The sequence below is a fragment of the Marinobacter sp. 3-2 genome (assembly GCF_003751355.1).
Lineage (GTDB): Bacteria > Pseudomonadota > Gammaproteobacteria > Pseudomonadales > Oleiphilaceae > Marinobacter > Marinobacter adhaerens.
The window spans coordinates 533,637-553,194 of record NZ_RJUQ01000013.1 but is presented as its reverse complement, the minus strand read 5'-3'; the positions used below and the strand labels follow the sequence as shown (position 1 = coordinate 553,194).

Below are 19,558 nucleotides of genomic sequence, written 5' to 3'. Positions count from 1 at the left end.
TTACGACTCCCTGGCCGTAATAAAACGGTTCTCGGGAATGGCTTTGTCGTCTTCCAATACCCGAACCCGGTCCCCACTGCTGAGCCGGTCCTGACCGGTCACGATCACCGGGTCTTCCTGGCTCAAACCGTTCGAAACTTCCACAAAACCGGGCATGCGCGAGCCCAGGCTCACCGAAACCCGCCGGGCCACACCGTCTTCAGCCACAAACACATACTGTTCATCACCCCGGATCATCACCGCCTGCTCGGGGATTACCAGCGCCTGCCGTTGCCGGAGTGTAAGCGTCGCAGACATGAACTGTCCCGGCCGGAGCAGGCCATCCGGGTTATCGATCAGTGCCCGGACAGGCAGCGAACGACTCAACTCACTGACCCTGGAACCCAACTCCACCAGCTGACCGGAAAAGGTCTGGTCCGGATAGGCCGGCGATGCGCCCCTTACCTCTTGCCCGAGACTCACCTGCCCCAGGAAACGCTCCGGGATCGAAAAGCCCAGTTCCATACGGTCGGTGGTATCCAGGGTAGTCACCGAGGTTCCGGCAGTGATATAGGCGCCGACGCTGATGTCACTCAGCCCGACCACACCGGCGAACGGCGCCTCAATCCGGTGGTTTTCCAGACGAACTTGAGCTGACTGGCGCTGTGCCTCGGCGACATCGACTGACGTTTTCAGTTGATCCACCTGGGACTGGGAAATACTGTTGTTCGAACGCAACCGCTGTGCCCTTTCGAGCTGTCGGCGGGCATCCGCCAGTTGCGCCTCGATCACCTGCAGGTCTGCCCGGGCCTGGCGATCATCAAGCCGCAACAGCACCTCGCCCTGCCCCACCCGGCGGCCGGTTTCCAGATTCAATTCCACCACCCGGCCACTGACTTCCGTGGTCAGTTCCACCGCGTTCAGGGCTTTTAGACTGCCAACGGCGTTGACCACATCCCGTACTGCCTCCATCTGCGGAAGCATGGTGTTAACCGCGCTGGCGGGACGTTCGCGGCCGCTCTGGGCGGCGGTCGCATCATCGAAGTTCTGATACACAAAGGCGCCGCCGATAGCGACAGCCACCAGTACCAACGCAATCAACCACTGTTTCCACATAGGATTTCCAGGTATTTCGGGGTCAGGTTAGTCGTCTGTTACTTTTTCTGGATGACCAGAACCACCTCGCCCACGTCGATTCCCCACTTGCTCATGGTGGTCTGATTGATCAACGTGTCGGGCGTAATCAGGTACATCCAGTCATCCATGCGTACGTCCAGGGTACCGTCGCCATAGGCCACCTGGAGCACATAATTCATGTGAATTGCATTGCCACTCCAACGCATGGTTCCGGGTTCAACCACGTCACCGGCGTCAGCATGGTAGCCGTCTTCCGCGGGAGTCAGGGTCCAGACGCGGGTCTGCACTTCGCCGTCATCGAAACGGAACACTTCATCCAGGGTGCCCACGCCCTCGTCATCCCACGACGCGCTGATATCCGCATCAAAGGTGCGAATCACCTCACCGGAAAAATTCTTGACCACCCCCCGGGCGGAAAGTTCGCCGGTAAAGAACTCTTCAGGGACCAGCTCTGGCGTGCGGTCGGCATAGTCCTCGAGCGAGGGGCTGGCACAGCCACTGAGCAGCAGTGCCGAAAACAATACCCAGAGTATAGGGGTCGACAGGCGTTTCGATATCTCAGTAAACAGGCTTTGCATGACTTTTACACTCTCCGAACAGGGATATGTGGGGGTCCTCGGCGCAAGGAAATACGCCGAAACCCTCTTTAACGATCATTACCCGGAATCCACGATCTCTGCTACGTCATCTCGGCCAATTGTCCTTTCTGACAGTCTGCCCGGTGCTTTTCGTCAATGGCAGTGCCCCGGTATTGGCGTAAAACACAAGGCAACGAACGGTGGTTGTCCACCAAAGATTGTTGAGAAAGACACAGAGGAATTGGCTATGCCGGTTTACAAAGCGCCCTTGCGCGACATGAAATTCCTGCTGAACGAGGTGTTCGATTACCCGGGTCATTACGCCACCCTGACCAGCGGTGAAAACGCTACGCCCGATATCGTGGACGCGATACTCGGCGAATGCGGAAAGTTTTGTGAAGAGGTGCTGAGCCCACTTTACCTCTCTGGCGACGAAGAAGGCTGCAAACTGGACAACGGTGAAGTCACCACACCCGCCGGTTACCGGGAAGCCTACCAGCAATACGCCATGGGGGGCTGGCAGGGGCTCTCAGCGCCCGAGGAATACGGCGGCCAGGGCCTTCCCGCTTCCATGGGACTGCTGAAACAGGAAATGATGGGTACCGCCAACTGGCCTTTCTCCATGTATCCGGGGCTGTCCCTGGGGGCCATGAACACGATTTTCCTTCACGGTACGGAAGACCAGAAACAGACCTACCTTGCGCCACTGACCGAGGGCCGCTGGGCCGGCACCATGTGCCTGACCGAACCCCAGTGTGGCACCGACCTCGGCCAGGTAAAGACCAAAGCCGAACCACAGGCCGACGGCAGCTACCGGCTTACCGGAACCAAGATCTTCATCTCCTCTGGTGACCACGACCTGACCGAGAACATTGTCCACATCGTGCTGGCCCGTCTGCCCGACGCCCCCAAGGGCACCCGGGGTATCAGCCTTTTTATCGTTCCCAAGTTCCTGCCCGACAGTAATGGCGATGTCGGTGAGCGCAACGGTGTCGTCTGCGGCAGCCTGGAAAAGAAAATGGGCATCAAGGCCTCGGCCACCTGTGTACTGAATTTCGATGGCGCCACCGGTTTTCTCATTGGTCCCGAGAATGAAGGGCTCAATTGCATGTTCACTTTCATGAACACCGCCCGCATCGGCACCGCCATTCAGGGCGTCGGGCCGGCGGAGCTGTCCTATCAGTGGGCGTTGGCCTATGCAAAAGATCGGCGCTCCATGCGGGCACTCTCAGGCAAGAAAGAGCCGGACCAGGTCGCTGACAGCCTGATCCATCATGCTGATGTGCGCCGGATGTTACTGACCCAGAAGGCCATCGCCGAAGGCGGTCGGGCCATGCTGTATTACGCAGCCCGGCTGGCCGATCACATGGTCGAGGGATTCACCGAGGGTGACGATAAAAAGGCGGAGAAGTACGATGACAAACTCGGCTTCCTGACGCCAATTCTGAAGGGCTTTCTCACTGAACTCGGCTGCGAAGCGGCCAACCTGGGGGTCCAGGTGTTTGGCGGCCACGGGTACATCCGCGAACACGGCATGGAGCAGATTGTCAGGGATACCCGCATCGCCACCCTGTACGAGGGCACCACCGGTATCCAGGCGCTGGACCTTCTGGGACGAAAAGTATTGCTGATGACCCAGGGCGGCGCGGTGCGCGAGTTCACCCTGAACATTGCCAATTTTGCCCGTAAGCATCTCACCGATAAACGGCTACGGCCCTGGGCTCTGGAACTGCTCAAGCTGACCGGGCAATGGAACCTGCTGACCGTCCGTATCATGCTCGCGGCGCGCAAGGATCGCGATGTGGTGAGTTCCGCATCCTACGATTTCCTGATGTATAGCGGCTACGTCACCATGGCCTATATCTGGCTGCGTCAGGCTTCGGTGGCTGTGGATAAACTCGATAACGGTGGTGAGGAATCCACCGGCTTTTACCAGGCCAAGCTCGCCACCAACGAGTTCTATTTTGAACGTTTGCTGCCCCGGGCCCAGAGCCACGCCACCAGCATGCTCAGCCCCAGCAAAAACCTGATGCAGCTCGACGCCGAGAATATGGCCTTTACCGGGTAAAGGTTCCGGTACAACTTACACCCGGGCCCCGGCCCGGGATTTTTTTGGCCTTGAAAACGGGCTCTCTGACCATACTCTTCTGGCGGACCTTTTATTGGAGCTTTTAACTAACTGAAGATATTGGACATTATCCGGAAAATAAAAGAAGGAGGTTCGAATATGGACACTCGTACTGACGACTTTTATCCAACCCGCCTGGAACGCCCCACCAAAAGCTTTGATCGGCAGGACCCCGTGGTACACAGCGAAGGTTCCGAGAAAACAAACGGACCACTGAGTGAAACCGAACTGGCACAGTATGAGCGCGACGGGTTTTTAGTCTTCGACAGTTTTCTCGACCAGGCCACCGTTCGCGAATTCCGCGAGGATCTGCGCGCCTACGAAGACGATGAGAGCATCCTGCGCTCCGAAGGCACCATCACCGAACCCGGAAAACAGGAAATCCGTTCGATTTTTGGCATCCACGAACTGTCAGACCGATTCGACCGCCTGACCAGGGATCCGAAGATTCTGGCGATGGTACGCCAGCTACTGGGCAGTGAAGCCTACATCCACCAGTCCCGGATCAATTTCAAACCCGGTTTCCACGGCAAGGGTTTTGACTGGCACTCGGATTTTGAAACCTGGCACGCCGAGGACGGCATGCCACGGATGCGGGCAGTCAGCTTCTCCATCGCCCTCACCGACAACACGCCTTTCAACGGCCCGCTGATGCTGATTCCCGGCTCCCACAAGACCTTTGTTCCCTGCGTTGGCCGCACACCGGAGGACAACTACCAGTCATCTCTCAAAAAACAGGAATTGGGTGTTCCCAACAATCGGGACCTGGCAGCCATGGCGGATGACTACGGTATCAAAGCGCCAACCGGCCCTGCCGGCTCGCTGATCATCTTCGAGTGCAACACGCTCCACGCCTCCAATGCCAATATGTCGCCCTGGCCGCGCAGCAACCTGTTTTTCGTCTATAACAGTGTGGAAAACCAGCTCCAGGCCCCATTCTGCGGCAACAAACCGCGCCCGGATTTCCTGGGCAACCGCAACAGCACTGAGGCATTGGTGCCAGTCACCTCCGAGGAACGCCGGAAGACCGGGTAGCGCTATTTACCGATACAGAAGCTGCTGAAGATCTTGCCCAGTAACTCATCAGGCGTCAGATGCCCGGTGATCTCGCCCAGGCTATCCTGGGCGGCACGCAGGTCTTCAGCCAGAAGCTCGCCGGCACCGAAACCCTCCAGCTGGCTCTGGCCCTGGATCAGCAGGGCCTGGGCGCGCTCCAGGGCATCAAGATGGCGGCGCCGGGCGAGGAAACCACCTTCTGTGGTGCTGGCAAACCCCATGCATTGTTTGAGATGGTCCCGGAGAATCTCCAGGCCCTCGGCAGACTTTGCTGCCAAACGGATCACCGGCGCGCTCTGATGCTCTTCGGCACTGATACCGACCGTTTCACCAGAGAGGTCCACCTTATTCCGTATCACCGTCACCGGGGCGTTGGCCGGTAGCTGGTCGATGAAATCCGGCCAGATTTCATGGGGACTGGTTTTATCGGTGGTGGTGGCATCCACCATCAGAAGAATGCGATCGGCCTGACGGATTTCCTCCCAGGCCCGGGCAATACCGATCTGTTCCACTTCGTCCGGGCTGTCCCGAAGGCCGGCAGTATCGATAATGTGCAGGGGCATCCCATCGATGTGGATATGCTCCCGCAGAACATCACGGGTTGTGCCCTCAATCGCCGTAACAATGGCCGCTTCGCGACCGGCCAGGGCATTGAGGAGACTCGACTTGCCGGCATTAGGCCTTCCGCCGATCACCACTTTCATGCCGTCACGAAGAATCGTTCCCTGCTGGGCTTCGGCCAGGATTTTCCCGAGCCGCTCCAGGAGGTTTTGAAGGTCACTGGCTACCTTGCCGTCGGCCAGGAAGTCGATTTCCTCCTCTGGAAAATCGATCGCCGCCTCCACGTAGATCCGTAGATGAGTGACCGCGTCCACCAGATCCTCGATCTGCCTGGAGAACACACCCTGCATCGAACGAACCGCGCAGCGGGCCGCCTGTTCCGAACTGCTTTCAATCAGGTCGGCAATCGCTTCGGCCTGGGCCAGGTCCAGTTTGTCGTTCAGAAACGCCCGCTCGGAAAACTCGCCGGGCCGGGCGAGCCTTGCACCCTGGCCGCACACCTCACGGAGCAGAAGATCGAGAATCACCGTACCACCGTGCCCCTGAAGCTCGAACACATCTTCGCCGGTGAACGAGTGGGGGTTGGGGAAAAACAGGCCGATGCCCTCGTCTATTAACTCGCCATGGCTGTCATGGAAGGGGCCGTAATGGGCGTATCGCGGTTTCGGCTCAAACCCCAGCATCTTTTTTGCAATGGCGAGGGACTTGGGCCCAGAGATACGAACAATGCCAACTCCGGCCTGTCCCGGTGCGGTGGCGATGGCTGCGATGGTGTCAGAACTCTGGCTCATGCTTTTTCCACAGGCTGAAAACAACAAAGGCTCCATACAGGAGCCTTTGCCGGGTCGGTTCGGGCACCGGTCAGTGCTTCTTGCCGGCCATTTCTGCTTCGATCTTGCGGGTAATGTACCACTGCTGGGCAATGGACAGAATATTGTTCACCAGCCAGTACAGAACCAGACCTGCCGGGAACCACAGGAAGAAGACCGTAAAGATCAACGGCATCATCTTCATGATCTTGGCCTGCATCGGATCCGGCGGCGTCGGGTTCAGACTCATCTGAAGGAACATGCTGGCACCCATCAGAATCGGCAGGATGAAGTACGGGTCCATGACCGACAGATCCTGAATCCACAGCATGAATGGCGCGTGGCGAAGCTGAACACTCTCGAACAGAACCCAGTACAGGGAGATGAACACCGGCATCTGCACCAGTATGGGCAGACAGCCACCCAGCGGATTGATCTTCTCCCTCTTGTACAACGCCATCATTTCCTGGGACATGCGCTGCCGGTCGTCTCCGTACAGTTCTTTCAGCCGGGTCAGCTGGGGCGCAACGGCCCGCATCTTGGCCATGGACTTGTAGCTGGTAGCGGACAGATGGAAAAACACCGCCTTGACCAGAACCGTCAGCAGGATGATGGACACGCCCCAGTTGCCAACCAGGCTATGGAACCAGTCCAGAATGATGAACAGCGGCAGCGAAATGAAGAACAACCAGCCGAAATCAACGGTACGGTCGAGGTTCGGAGCCATGCCTTCAAGGCGCTCAATAATCTTCGGCCCAACGTAGGCCCGGGCACCGATCTCTGCGGTTTCGCCCGGCGCCACACTGGTAGCCGGATAAACAAAGCCCATTACATAGTTCGGGCCACGGCGCGTGGTCTGGTACTGGGCGGGAATATCGCGCTCCGGTACCCATGCCGACAGGAAGTAGTGCTGCAGGAAGGCCAGCCAGCCGTTGGTAACCGACTGATTGATCTGGTTTTCCTGGAGGTCTCCGAAATCAAACTTCTCGTAGGGATCTTCCGGGGAGCTGATGACCAGACCCAGGAAGGCCTGGATACCCATGCTGGTCTGGGAGGTCGGGTCCGGGGACTGATCCCGGACGATCTTGCCGGTGAAATTGGCCTGCCATTCTTCACTCGACTGGTTTTCAACCAGATATTTGACGCCAATTTCGTAGCTGTTGCGTTCAAATTCATAACGCTTGGTGATCTGGACGCCATTATCAGAGGTGTAAGTCAGATCTACCTGAAGCTGATTGTCGCTTTCCGCCAGTTCATAGCTTGCAGCGTCAGCACTGTAGACCGGAGCCGAACCGTTTTTGCGACTATCCGGGCCATCACGACCAATCAGCCCACTTTCTAGAACGTACAGCCGATTCTGCGTGTTGTTCAGGAGCGTCAACGGCTTTTCGCTGTTCAGGGTATCGTCGTAATCAAGCAGCCGTGCTTTTACCAGGTTACCGCTGACCCGATCGATCTGCAGATCGTAGACATCGGTGCGAACTGTGATGAACTGATCGCTGACCGCGGTGGTGGTTTCGGTTGAGCTGATGACAGCCTGACCAGTCTCCGGAGTGGTGAACTCGCCATCACCATCAACCTGAGCGGAGCTGTCCTCCGGAAGCACCATATTGTCGGAATTGCCCATGTTGCCAGCGGTTTGCGAAGGCTGGGATTCAGCGACCTGAGCCGTCTCGGGCGGCTGATGGTAGTCCTCATTCCAGGCAAGCACCATCAGATAACTGACAATAGCCAGGCCGGCAAATAATACGATGCGTTGAATATCCATAGAGTTACTGTCTGGTCTGGGTTGTTGTATGGGAGTGATCAGCGTGTACGCAGGCTGTTGCGGTTTCCGGAGCCCGGGGTTCTGCCGTTCCCGGTACAGGATCATAACCGCCTTCCGCCCAGGGATGACACCTTAACAGACGCCGGATTGCGAGAAATAATCCTTTAAGCGCGCCATGGTGGTTAATGGCTTCAACGGCGTATTGTGAGCAGGTGGGGTAGTGGCGGCAGTGGCTGGCCATCAGCGGGCTGATTGCATACTGGTAGAAGCGGATGGGCAGAAGCAGAAGCTTGCGCATTAACCCGTTCCTCGATTGGCAGATTCCGATGGTGCTGCCCGGGATGGCTGAGATTGAGCGTACTTTTTCCTGAGACGTCGCCAGAGGTCATCCATGGATGCCCGAACCGAGTGGTTGTCCAGGGAAACCAGCCCCTGGCGTCCCAGAACCACAAGATCCAGGCCGGGCAGGTCCGTCTGGTGACGGAAACTTTCCCTGACCTGGCGCTTTACCCGGTTTCTCTGGACTGCAAGCTTCAGGTTTTTCTTCGAAAAGATCAAACCGATCCTGGCGTGACCGAGATTATTCGGTGTCGCCAGGATCAGAAAATTCCGGTGTGGAACTTTCAGCTGCACGTCGTTGAAGACTTTGCCGTAATCAGCAGGTCGCAAGAGACGATGTGATTTCGGGAAACTCAAAGCCTTTATGAGGCAATCAGAGCTTACGCGGACAGACGTGCGCGGCCCTTGGCACGACGACGGGAAATAACCTTGCGGCCGTTGGCAGTGGCCATACGGGCACGGAAACCGTGAACGCGCTTACGCTTCAGGACGCTTGGTTGAAACGTTCTTTTCATGGTGATGATCTCACAATTCGTAAGTTGGAAATTCAGTAACTGGCTGGAAAATGAACAGCCAAAACAGGAGCGGCATTCTATGCAAATACCGGTGGGAATTCAATGCTTATTGCTAGGGGGTTGTGCGCATGCCCGAAATTCTTAATCGGCCAGGTCAGCTAATAAATTCAGTAAGTCTTTTTAAAATTCTTTTAAGGATTAATTATTACTGTTATTAGTACCTAAGGTTTCTGTGGATAAGCGAAGAAAATATCAGAAAAACAGGTTGTTGAGCGGTTTATAAGGGTATTGATAAGGCACCCTGAGATCTGTGGACGATGGCAGGGTGAAATGTGGGTAAGTCGTTTTCGAAGCGACGTTCAAAGTTATCCCCGGTTGCATCCCGTGGTTCCTAACAGGGTTAAACCCGGGCTGTACACACAGGGCTGTGGGTAACTTTCATTGCAGGAATTTTCTGTACACAAGGTTGTAGGTAAGTTCGTAAGAAATTGAAATATAAAGAAATAAATTTCCACAGGCTGTTCATGAACTGGCTTTAGCCCTTTCACTGGAGGGCCGGTCGGGTTAGAATTCGGGGTCATCTCACAGGACAGGAAGTCCCTTGTCCGTTTAGAGACATTTCAGGGTTATCGGGAGCAGGCTGTCGTGCCAAACAGTATGTGGCATCAATGTCTTGAAGTACTCCGGGACGAGTTTCCCGCACAACAGTTCAATACCTGGCTCAGGCCCCTGCAGTCCGATCACCGGGAGGGGCAGCTGATGCTGTTCGCCCCAAACCGTTTTGTTATGGATTGGGTGAACGAAAAGTACCTGCGGCGTATCGAAGAGGTGCTCAAGGATCTGAACGGTGGGCAGGCGCCCCGGGTCAATATGAAAGTGGGTTCTGCACCCCGTGAAGGCGAACCGGTCAAACGGTCGGAAGTACCTGCCCGCGTCAACGGTCAGGTTCAGGAAGAGGCCGGCAGCCGGGTAACCGAAGAAGAAAAAGGCGTGGCCGCTACCGTCGCATCCACACCATCCGTGCGCCCGAAGAGTGACACACAGCGGCGTCCGGTTCAGGTTGAAGGTGACATCAAGCACCAGAGCTTCCTGAACGAGGGATTTACCTTCGAAACCTTTGTGGAAGGTAAATCCAACCAGCTGGCCCGTGCGGCATCCATGCAGGTGGCTGAAAATCCGGGTGGCGCCTACAACCCTCTGTTTCTCTACGGAGGTGTTGGTCTGGGTAAAACCCACCTGATGCATGCGATCGGTAACGAAATTGTCCGTCGCAATCCCAAGGCCAAGGTTGCCTATCTCCGGTCAGAGCGCTTTGTCGCAGATATGGTTAAGGCATTGCAGCTGAACGCCATCAATGAGTTCAAGCGCTATTACCGTTCAGTGGATGCCCTGTTGATCGATGACATCCAGTTCTTTGCCCGTAAGGAACGTTCCCAGGAAGAGTTCTTCCACACGTTTAATGCGTTGCTGGAAGGTGGTCAGCAGGTCATTGTCACCTGCGACCGGTTTCCGAAAGAAATTGTGGATATGGAAGAGCGACTCAAATCGCGGTTTGGCTGGGGCCTGACGGTGATGGTTGAGCCGCCTGAACTGGAAACGCGGGTCGCTATATTGATGAAAAAAGCCGATCAGGCCAACGTGAAGCTCAGCAGCGAAGCGGCCTTTTTTATTGCCCAGAAAATTCGTTCAAACGTTCGAGAGCTTGAAGGTGCGCTTCGTCTGGTGATAGCGAATGCTCACTTCACTGGCTCTGAAATCACGCCACCGTTTATCCGGGAGAGCCTGAAAGACCTGTTGGCGCTGCACGAGAAACAGGTGAGCATCGACAACATTCAGCGCACGGTGGCGGAATATTACAAAATCAAGGTGGCCGACCTGCTCTCCAAGCGCCGGACCCGGACGGTTACCCGGCCAAGGCAGGTCGCCATGGCGTTGTCGAAGGAGCTGACCAATCACAGCTTGCCGGAGATTGGTGATGCCTTTGGCGGGCGTGACCACACCACCGTATTGCATGCGTGCAAGAAAATCGTGGAGTTGCAGGAGACTGATCCGGGCATCCGCGAGGATTATCAGAATTTTATGAGACTGCTGACCACCTGATGCCGGGCGTTGGCGAACAACATTCACCCTTCCAACATAAAGAAAGCTGAGTGCCATGAAACTGACGATCAGCCGTGAATCCCTGCTTACCCCGCTGCAAAGCATTGCTGGCGTGGTGGAAAAGAAACAGACCATGCCCGTGCTCTCCAACGTCTTGCTGGTGGCCGAGGACAATACCCTGACCCTGACCGGTACCAATATGGAAGTGGAACTGGTGGCGCGGGTAACACCGGTGCATGTAGATCAGCCCGGCCGGATTACCGTTCCGGCCCGCAAGCTGTCGGATATCTCCCGGGCCCTGGGGGACGAGGCGCCGATGGAGCTGTCGCTTGAAGGCGATCGGTTGCACCTGCGGTGTGGCGCCAGCCACTTTACCCTGTCGACCCTGCCGGCGGAGCACTTTCCGAACGTGGAAGACGAAGACGAGAGCTTCCGTCTGGAATTGCCCCAGAAAGAACTCGGCCGGATGCTCGATGCCACGGCGTTCGCCATGGCTCAGCAGGACGTGCGCTATTACCTGAACGGACTGTTGCTGGAAGTGGACAAGGACCATGTGCGGACGGTAGCTACCGACGGCCATCGATTGGCCATGGCACATCTGGAACTGGCCACCAATTGCCCGGAGCTGCGTCAGGTTATTGTTCCGCGCAAAGGGGTACTGGAACTGGCCCGGTTGCTCGATGATGTGGAAACACCGGTGACCCTGGTTATTGGCGATAACCACCTGCGAGCGACGGTGGGGTCTTATACCTTCACCTCGAAACTGATTGAAGGCAAATTCCCCGACTACAATCGCGTGATTCCGCGCGGGGGCGACAAGATCGTCCTGGCGGACCGCGCCACCTTGAAGAATACCCTGCAACGGGCGGGCATCCTGTCCCACGAGAACATCCGCGGCGTGCGCTTGAACCTGGCATCCAATGAACTCCAGGTATTTGCCAACAACCCGGATCAGGAACAGGCCGAAGACGCGCTGCCGGTGGACTATCAGGGCGAATCCCTGCAAATCGGTTTTAATGTAGGCTATCTGGTGGATGTCATGAACGCGCTGGATGAGGACCAGGTAAAAATAACCCTGTCGAATCCGAACAGCAGTGCGTTGATAGAGGCGCAAAACGATAACCGTTGCCTCTATGTTGTCATGCCCATGAGGCTGTAGGAGGAGATGAGATTGATGAGTACCGTAACGAATGGAATCAAAGGCGCCTTCAGGATTGGCCAGACTGTGTCGGTACTCGGGCGCACCGGGATCAACTGGCTTCGGGGGGATCGCCCTCCAACGCCGCGCTTGCTGAGGCAGACGTTTGAATCCCTCGGTGCAACCTACATCAAACTGGGACAGTTCATTGCCAGCTCCCCGACGTTTTTCCCTAAGGAGTATGTCGAGGAGTTCCAGCACTGCCTGGACAGAACACCCAACCTGCCCTTTGGTGTGATCAAGAGAATTATCCGGGAAGAGCTTGGTCGGCCCCTGGAGGAAGTCTATTCGGAAATCGATCCGGTGGCCCTGGCGTCGGCATCGATTGCCCAGGTTCACGCCGCGCGTCTGGTCTCCGGTGAAGAAGTGGTGATCAAGGTTCAGAAGCCGGGTGTGGAAAACATTCTCTTAACCGATCTGAACTTCCTGTACCTGTCTGCCCGTATTCTGGAAACTCTGGCACCGAAACTGTCCTGGACCTCCATGTCCGGTATCGTAGAGGAAATCCAGCGGACCATGATGGAAGAGTGCGATTTCATCAAGGAAGCGAACAACCTGAAGGTGTTCCGGGATTTTCTGCATGATACCCATAATGAAGATGCGGCAGTACCGAGGGTGTTCGAACACTGCAGCACCCGGCGGATCCTGACCATGGAGCGGTTCCACGGTGTGTCCCTGACCGATCTGGAAAGTATCCGCGGTTACGCCCGTGATCCGGAGCGAACCCTGATCACGGCCATGAACACCTGGTTCTCCAGTCTGACCCAATGTGAGTTTTTCCACGCGGATGTGCATGCCGGCAACCTGATGGTTCTCAAGGACGGTCGGGTTGGTTTTATCGACTTCGGAATTGTTGGTCGTATCAAGCCGGATACCTGGCAGGCGGTGAGCGATTTCATTTCAGCCGTTATGGTTGGGAATTTCGAGGGAATGGCCGACGCGATGATCCGAATCGGTATTACCCGCCAGACGGTTCGGGTAGATGATCTGGCCAGCGATTTGAGACGGCTGTACCAGCAGATGGATCGAATGGTGCCCGACGAGGTTCCCTATGAGGCGGAGCAGGCAGAAGACGATGTTAATCATATCCTGATGGATATGGTTAAGATCGGCGAAAGCCATGGTCTGCATTTTCCAAGGGAATTTGCTTTGCTACTGAAACAGTTCCTGTATTTCGATCGCTATGTTCACATCCTTGCACCAGAAATGGATGTGTTCATGGACGAACGGTTGAACATGCTCCACTGAGGCTGTCGCCTTGAGCGATTGGCTTTTGTACACTAGGGCAGCGTTACCGACGGGAAGGTAACGCTGCCTTTTTCGTTAAAGGGTTTTGTGTTGTTTCCTGCCCTCGTCCCCTTCGAGTCTGCTTTTCTATGGCGCTTGTAAAATTCCAGACTGAGAACTTCCGTAACCTGTCGTCGGCGCCGGTCAGCTTTTCATCGTCGTTTAATCTGCTTTACGGAGAAAATGGAAGCGGTAAAACAAGCGTGCTGGAAGCCATCGGTTATCTGGGATTGGGCCGTTCGTTTCGGGTGAACAGACACCAGGCAGTGGTGAGTCATGGCGAACAACGGCTGACGGTGTTTGGTGGTCTAGATCATGGGTTGGACTCACGCAGGCATGGCAGCGAGACCGATCTGGTGCATCGCCTGGGAATATCCCGGGATGTGGGTCAGAAGGAAACGATGTTACGGGTGGATGGTGAGGCGGTCAGGAGTCTTTCTGCCCTTGCCAAGCATCTGCCGGTATCTGTGATCGATCCGGGTGTTTTTGATGTGGTGGCAGGTGGACCCGGCAAGCGGCGTCAGTTTCTGGACTGGTTAGTGTTCCACGTGGAACCTTCCTTTGGATCTCTCTGGCAACAATGCCAGAGAGTGACATCACAGCGGAATCAATCGCTGAGAAATGGTAGACTAGACGAAGCTTTAATGCGTGTCTGGGATCATCAGTACGCTACCCTGAGTGAGCGCATTACTGAGGCCCGTGTCGGCACCTTTGGCCGGTTCAAGTTAGCTTTTGAAAAGCTGGTTCGGGAAGTAGAGGTACCCTGGACCGAAGGTCTGAAGCTCGAGTATTACCCGGGCTGGGATGTCAGTCGGCCGCTGGCAGAATTACTGGTAGACCATCGGGATCAGGAGCGAAAAGTCGGGCACACATTGTATGGTCCGAATCGCGCAGACATCCGGTTGAAGTTTCAGGGCAGGCCTGTTGCCGAAACGTTCTCCCGGGGCCAGCAGAAAACCCTGGTGATTTTGATGAAGATTGCCCAAGGCATGGTGTTGAGTGACATGGGCAAGCAGGTGACCTTTTTGCTCGACGATATTAACGCCGAGTTGGATGAGGGCCATCGCGCCATGCTGGCTATCAGGTTACAGGCATTACGTTGTCAGGTGTTTATCACGTCTATTGAGCGTCCCATGGTGGATCAGCTCTGGCCCGAGGGTAATGCACCGGATTACAGATTGTTCCACGTGGAACATGGCAAATTGACGGAAGAATAAGACCGGTGCGAAGAGCAAAGAATGCTCCGGCCTATCACGCTTCAGGAGTTTCCGAATGAGTGAATCGAACTATAATTCCTCCAGTATCAAAGTCTTGAAAGGGCTGGATGCGGTGCGAAAGCGGCCAGGCATGTACATCGGGGATACCGATGATGGCACTGGCCTGCACCACATGGTCTTTGAATTGGTGGATAACTCCATCGACGAAGCGCTTGCGGGCTACTGCTCAGAGATTGGTGTGATTATCCACCCGGACGAATCGGTAACCGTGAAAGACAACGGACGTGGCATCCCGGTGGACCTCCACGAAGAGGAAGGCGTTTCGGCTGCGGAAGTTATCATGACCGTGCTGCACGCCGGCGGTAAGTTCGACGATAACTCCTACAAGGTGTCCGGCGGTCTTCACGGCGTGGGCGTCTCGGTCGTGAACGCATTGTCCTCTACCCTCACCCTGACCATTCGTAGAGACAACAAGGTTTACGAGCAGACCTATACCCACGGTGTTCCCAATGCACCTCTGGCAGCCGTCGGCGAGACCGACGCATCGGGTACCAAGGTGCATTTCATTCCCTCGCCGGAAACCTTTACCCACATTGAATTCCACTACGACATTCTCGCCAAGCGTCTGCGGGAACTCGCGTTCCTGAACAGTGGCGTGCGCATTCGTCTGACCGACGAGCGTTCTGGCAAGGAAGAAGTCTTCGAGTACGAAGGTGGCCTGCGCGCCTTTGTCGAGCATCTGAATTCCAACAAGACCCCGATCAACCGCGTTTTCCATTTTAATCGCGAGCGCGAAGACGGTATCGCGGTGGAAGTGTCCATGCAGTGGAACGATGCTTTTCAGGAGAACATCTACTGCTTCACCAACAACATCCCCCAGCGCGATGGCGGCACACACCTGGCCGGCTTCCGGGCGGCCCTGACCCGTTCTCTCAATAACTATATCGAGCAGGAAGGTCTGGGCAAGAAGGCGAAAGTTGCGACCTCCGGTGACGATGCCCGGGAAGGCCTGACTGCCATCATCAGCGTTAAGGTTCCGGACCCGAAGTTCTCCTCACAGACCAAGGACAAGCTGGTCTCCTCCGAGGTGAAGACTGCGGTTGAGCAGGAGCTGTACCAGAGTTTTGCGGAGTACCTGCAGGAGCAGCCGAACGAAGCCAAGCTCATCGTCAACAAAATGCTGGAAGCCGCCAGGGCTCGTGAAGCCGCTCGAAAGGCGCGTGACATGACTCGCCGCAAAGGCGCCCTGGATATCGCTGGTCTGCCCGGCAAACTGGCGGACTGCCAGGAGAAGGACCCCGCCCTTTCCGAACTTTACATTGTGGAGGGTGACTCGGCCGGTGGTAGCGCCAAACAGGGCCGTGACCGCAAGACCCAGGCAATCCTTCCGCTGAAAGGTAAGATCCTGAACGTGGAAAAAGCCCGCTTTGACAAGATGCTGTCCTCTGCAGAAGTGGGCACCCTGATCACCGCTCTGGGCTGTGGCATCGGCCGGGAAGAATTCAATCCCGATAAACTGCGTTACCACTCCATTATCATCATGACCGACGCGGACGTGGACGGTTCCCACATCCGGACGCTGCTGCTGACCTTCCTGTTCCGTCAGATGCGCGAAATCATCGAGCGTGGCCATGTCTTTATCGCCATGCCGCCGCTTTACAAGGTCAAGCGTGGCAAGCAGGAGCAGTACCTGAAGGACGAGAAGGCCAAGGAAGCCTACCTCACCCAGACCGCTCTGGAAGGTGCCCAGCTCTATGTGAACCCGGAAGCTCCGGCGATCAAGGATTCCGCTCTGGAAACCATGGTCAAGGACTACCAGGCGGTCATGAACATGATTGGGCGTCTGTCCCGGGCCTACCCGGCCAAGGTGCTGGAGCAGATGCTCCAGAACGTCACGCTCAAGCCTGAGCATCTGAAGGAAGAAGCTTCCGTGGCTCGCTGGGTTGCGCGTCTTGGTGATGGCCTGGACCTGGATACCCGCACCGGTACCAAATACACCTTCTCGGTCACCAAGGATACCGAGCGGGCGCTGTACCTGCCGAAGGTAACCATCTACGTGCATGGCATTCCCTACGAGCATGTATTCAGCCATGAGTTCTTTGAATCATCCTCGTACGCAGCGATCGCCCGCATGGGTGAAACCCTGGATGGCCTCATTGAAGACGGCGCCTATATCCAACGTGGCGAGCGCAAGCAGCCGGTGCTGTCGTTCGAAGGTGCCCTGGACTGGTTGATGAAAGAGGCCCAGCGTGGTCTGAATATCCAGCGCTATAAGGGGCTTGGCGAGATGAATCCAGAGCAGTTGTGGGAAACCACCATGGATCCGGAGACCCGCCGAATGATGAAAGTGACGATCGAAGACGCCATTGCGGCAGACCAGATCTTCACAACCCTGATGGGCGACGATGTCGAACCGCGTCGTAACTTCATTCAGACCAATGCCCTGGAAGTGACCAACCTGGACGTCTGATCACAACCGTCCAAAAGGCACAAAAAAAAGCGGCGAAGGCTTCAAACCTTCGCCGCTTTTTTTGTTTTCGATCCCGTGCGGCAACGACCCTCAGAGGTTTTATTTACCGGTGCTCGATTCCGACGATTCGTTTCGCTCCCTCTCTTTCTCCGCCAGATGCGGTGCCATCACCTCTTCCAGCGTGTACCCGGTCAGCCGGCGGATGGTGCGCCAGAGATAATAAAAGATCAACATCATCATAATCATGGAAGGAATGGCGATCATGGGATAGCTCACCAGGGTCATCCGACCAAGCTCCTCATTAAACGCCTCGGTACCGGACGGGCTGACCACGATCCATTTAGCAATCACGTAGTTCATGATGGATGAAAACAGGAAGGTGCCCGCAAAGAAGTAACTCGCCTTGAGCAGGCGGGCTTCGAATTCCTCAACCCGATTGTGTTCTTCAAGGGTCTTATGGATCTTATCGACATCCAGAACACTTGGGTTATACAGAAGGGTGCGTACCAGAGGGTACTTGGTCCGTGTGGAAGCCAGTACCGCCAGACCTATAATCGCGGGAATCGCGGCTTCCTTGATGGCTAACCAACCCGCATCCAGCTCAAGCAGGCCAATGCCGCCTGTCAGCCCGACACTGACCAGACCGAGTACCGCAATGAAGTTTTTCTTGCGGTACTTGATCAGTTCGAACAACCCCCAACCCAGTGGAAACGCCAGGCCGATGACCAGTGCGTTCACGCTGCCCAGATGTTCTTCGCCACTGAACTTCATCAGGATAACGGATGGAATGATAATACTGACCAGCAAGTCGACCCAGGGCCTTGGCTTGTGGTCCGGAACGTTGGTGGAGCTCGGAGACGTCATGTTCTAGCCTGATTGGTAAACTGGAGCAGGCCGGAAGGCACTGCCGGAGTAGTCTGGGCAGTATACGATGAATCCAAGTGTGGACGTAACCGCCGTCACCGCACACAGAAGCGGCGGTTTGGCTGAATAGAGGCTTTCCAAACGGGCATAAAAAAACCGGGCTTATGCCCGGTTTTTCTGTTTCCTCTTGAGCGTCAGCGCCGATCAGGCACCCACTTCCTTGAGGCTTTCTTCCACAATCGCCAGTCCTTCTTCCAGCACCTCGTCTTCGATGGTGACCGGCATCAGGAACCGCAAGGTGTTGCCGTACATACCACAGCTCAGGAGAATCAGACCCTTCTCCTTCGCCTTCTTGGTTACCGCCGCTGCCAGTTCCGGCTTCGGCGTACGGCTTTCCTTGCTTTCCACCAGCTCAAACGCAGCCATGGGACCAAGATTGCGCACATTGTCGACGTGGGCAAACTGTTCCTGCCACTGGCTGAAGCGCTGCTTCAGTTTTTCGCCCAGCGCCTGGGACTTGCCGAGGATGTCCTCTTCCTTGAACACGTCGAATACGGCCAGGGCTGCCGCACAGGCGGTCGGGCTGCCCGTGTAGGTGCCGCCCAGAGAGTTCGGCCCGGACGCGTCCATGTACTTGTCGGTACCGACGATGGCGGAAATCGGCATGCCATCAGCCATACTCTTGGCCATGGTCATCAGATCTGGCTCAACGCCACTGTGCTCTATGGCAAACATCTTGCCGGTCCGGCCAAAACCGCTCTGCACTTCGTCTGCGATCATGAGGATGTCGTTCTCGTCGCAGATCTTGCGGATTTCCTTGAGGAAGCTGGTCGGAGCCGCGTAGAAGCCGCCCTCACCCAGCACCGGCTCGATAACGATCGCTGCGGTGTTGTGGGCCGGGGAATCGGCTTTCATGGCCATTTTCAGGCCACGAAGTGCTTCATCTTCACTGACACCGTGGTACGGAACCGGATAAGGCGCACGATAAACGGTGCCGGGCATGGGGCCGAAATCCGTCTGGTACGGCGCTGCCTTACCGTTCATGGCCATGGTGTAGAAGGTCCGGCCGTGATAACCACCGTCGAAGCAGATGACGTTGGTTTTGCCAGTCGCTGCACGGGCGATCTTCATGGCGTTTTCCAGGGCCTCGGCACCGGAGTTGGCCAGCATTACCTTGGCGTGGCCACGCACAGGAACCACACCGCTGAGCTTCTCCGCCAGTTTCACGTAGCCCTCATAGGGCATAACCGTCTGGCAGGTATGCATCAGCTTGTCCAGCTGTGCTTTGACCGCTTCCACCACCTTCGGGTGGCGATGGCCGATATTCAGTACGCCGATGCCGCCGGCGAAATCGATCATGCGCTTGCCGTCTGCGTCCCACAGCTCTGCATTCGTTGCATGGTCGGCAAACTGTTCATTGGGACTTGCCGCGCCCGCCGCAACGTAGCGTTCTTTGAGTGCCTGCAATTCTTTATTGCTCACTTTGCCATTCTCCCTGGGTTCAGGTTCGAAAGTTTCACCTAACAGTGTAAGTAGTACGGTCACAGGAAAC

General features: G+C 56.1%; 16 protein-coding genes. 7 read left to right on the top strand and 9 right to left on the bottom strand.

The window, feature by feature from the left end; translation table 11 throughout:
- Positions 1-1,095 carry an efflux RND transporter periplasmic adaptor subunit gene (locus EDB94_RS09900; protein WP_108018255.1) on the bottom strand — a complete coding sequence of 365 codons (1,095 nt, stop codon included), beginning with the start codon at positions 1,093-1,095 and terminating at the stop codon, positions 1-3.
- 38 nt (positions 1,096-1,133) lie between these two features.
- The gene (locus EDB94_RS09895) at positions 1,134-1,694 is read right to left on the bottom strand and encodes a DUF3833 domain-containing protein (RefSeq protein ID WP_008172557.1); all 561 of its coding nucleotides are present in this window, start codon (positions 1,692-1,694) and stop codon (positions 1,134-1,136) included.
- A 247-nt stretch (positions 1,695-1,941) separates the two neighbouring features.
- Here EDB94_RS09895 and EDB94_RS09890 point away from each other — a divergent pair, with 247 nt between their 5' ends.
- Together EDB94_RS09890 and thpD are read left to right on the top strand one after the other, a co-directional pair.
- Positions 1,942-3,762, top strand: coding sequence for an acyl-CoA dehydrogenase C-terminal domain-containing protein (locus EDB94_RS09890; protein ID WP_108018254.1), 1,821 nt, complete (start codon positions 1,942-1,944; stop codon positions 3,760-3,762).
- A 159-nt stretch (positions 3,763-3,921) separates the two neighbouring features.
- Positions 3,922-4,857, top strand: coding sequence for an ectoine hydroxylase (gene thpD / locus EDB94_RS09885; RefSeq protein ID WP_108018253.1), 936 nt, complete (start codon positions 3,922-3,924; stop codon positions 4,855-4,857).
- Between the two features lie 2 nt (positions 4,858-4,859).
- On the opposite strand, the gene mnmE is transcribed toward thpD, so the two are convergent.
- The 5 genes from mnmE to rpmH form a co-directional block, all read right to left on the bottom strand.
- Positions 4,860-6,230 (bottom strand): tRNA uridine-5-carboxymethylaminomethyl(34) synthesis GTPase MnmE, encoded by a 1,371-nt coding sequence (mnmE, locus tag EDB94_RS09880; RefSeq protein ID WP_108018252.1) that lies wholly within the window; start codon positions 6,228-6,230, stop codon positions 4,860-4,862.
- Between the two features lie 70 nt (positions 6,231-6,300).
- Positions 6,301-8,016, bottom strand: a complete 1,716-nt coding sequence (yidC, locus tag EDB94_RS09875; RefSeq protein WP_108018251.1) for a membrane protein insertase YidC — start codon at positions 8,014-8,016, stop codon at positions 6,301-6,303.
- A 4-nt stretch (positions 8,017-8,020) separates the two neighbouring features.
- Positions 8,021-8,314: a membrane protein insertion efficiency factor YidD gene (yidD, locus tag EDB94_RS09870; protein WP_008172546.1), complete on the bottom strand. Its 294-nt coding sequence runs from the start codon at positions 8,312-8,314 to the stop codon at positions 8,021-8,023.
- On the bottom strand, positions 8,314-8,721 hold the full coding sequence (gene rnpA / locus EDB94_RS09865) for a ribonuclease P protein component (RefSeq protein ID WP_075267623.1): 408 nt from the start codon (positions 8,719-8,721) through the stop codon (positions 8,314-8,316). The genes yidD and rnpA overlap by 1 nt, the downstream gene beginning before the upstream one ends.
- A 14-nt stretch (positions 8,722-8,735) precedes the next feature.
- A complete protein-coding gene (gene rpmH / locus EDB94_RS09860) occupies positions 8,736-8,870 on the bottom strand; it encodes a 50S ribosomal protein L34 (RefSeq protein ID WP_008172542.1) in 135 nt (44 codons plus the stop codon).
- 657 nt (positions 8,871-9,527) lie between these two features.
- Here rpmH and dnaA point away from each other — a divergent pair.
- The 5 genes from dnaA to gyrB all read left to right on the top strand — a co-directional run bounded on the left by dnaA (position 9,528) and on the right by gyrB (position 17,142).
- Complete coding sequence (gene dnaA, locus EDB94_RS09855; protein ID WP_228743933.1) at positions 9,528-10,970, top strand: chromosomal replication initiator protein DnaA; 1,443 nt, start codon at positions 9,528-9,530, stop codon at positions 10,968-10,970.
- A 55-nt stretch (positions 10,971-11,025) separates the two neighbouring features.
- Positions 11,026-12,129, top strand: a complete 1,104-nt coding sequence (gene dnaN / locus EDB94_RS09850; RefSeq protein WP_008172539.1) for a DNA polymerase III subunit beta — start codon at positions 11,026-11,028, stop codon at positions 12,127-12,129.
- A gap of 15 nt (positions 12,130-12,144) precedes the next feature.
- Entirely contained in the window at positions 12,145-13,416 is a 1,272-nt protein-coding gene (locus tag EDB94_RS09845) for an AarF/ABC1/UbiB kinase family protein (RefSeq protein ID WP_041645856.1), read from the top strand.
- Positions 13,417-13,544: 128 nt separating this feature from the next.
- Entirely contained in the window at positions 13,545-14,672 is a 1,128-nt protein-coding gene (recF, locus tag EDB94_RS09840) for a DNA replication/repair protein RecF (RefSeq protein ID WP_108018250.1), read from the top strand.
- A gap of 55 nt (positions 14,673-14,727) precedes the next feature.
- Positions 14,728-17,142 (top strand): DNA topoisomerase (ATP-hydrolyzing) subunit B, encoded by a 2,415-nt coding sequence (gene gyrB / locus EDB94_RS09835; protein ID WP_008172535.1) that lies wholly within the window; start codon positions 14,728-14,730, stop codon positions 17,140-17,142.
- Positions 17,143-17,241: 99 nt separating this feature from the next.
- On the opposite strand, the gene EDB94_RS09830 is transcribed toward gyrB, so the two are convergent.
- Positions 17,242-18,006, bottom strand: coding sequence for a VC0807 family protein (locus EDB94_RS09830; protein ID WP_108018249.1), 765 nt, complete (start codon positions 18,004-18,006; stop codon positions 17,242-17,244).
- Between the two features lie 204 nt (positions 18,007-18,210).
- Positions 18,211-19,488, bottom strand: a complete 1,278-nt coding sequence (gene gabT, locus EDB94_RS09825) for a 4-aminobutyrate--2-oxoglutarate transaminase (protein ID WP_014578841.1) — start codon at positions 19,486-19,488, stop codon at positions 18,211-18,213.
- Positions 19,489-19,558 lie beyond the last annotated feature (70 nt).